1 pseudogene is annotated in these 527 nt (G+C 36.2%); it reads left to right on the top strand.

Annotated features, from left to right (window positions below):
• Positions 1 to 169: 169 nt before the first annotated feature.
• Positions 170 to 527 (top strand): annotated as a pseudogene (locus tag ACFIO5_RS13490) (CAF17-like 4Fe-4S cluster assembly/insertion protein YgfZ); the annotation flags it as partial.

Raw genomic sequence — 527 nt, 5'->3', positions numbered from 1 at the left:
ATTTCAGCAATACGGCCATTCGTGATACCACTATCCCGTTTGCCCCTTCCGTCATGGTTTACAACTGTTGCGCCTTTAAAAATTGTATCAAATGTTTTAAACATAACCGTACTCCTTCAATATCACCTCATTTATCGATTATGTAACTTTGAGCAGAAAGGCAATAACCATGATTGAGAAGCCAAATGCCATTTGCTTAAAAAACCGTAAGATTATTAAAGTTACGGGTGAAGAAGCAACACATTTTCTGCAAGCCCTTATCACAACAGATGTCAAAAAAATCGGTCTACAAGAAATTTTCCCTGGAGCCCTCTTATCCCCACAAGGAAAGGTCCTTACTGATTTTCTTATCGGTAAAAGAGAGAATGGTTATTTTATCGATATTGTGATGTCTTTGGCCGATATACTCTACAAGCGTCTATTGCTCTATAAACTGCGTAAAAAAGTAGAAATTACTCAGCCCTTACAAGATCTTGTTACAGTTTCTTGGAAAAATGAATCAGATACTTTAAATTTTGATTCAAGTT

This window comes from Bartonella sp. AA86SXKL (genome assembly GCF_042196885.1).
Note: the sequence above shows the minus strand (reverse complement) of the source record. Positions and strands in the feature narration are given on the sequence as shown.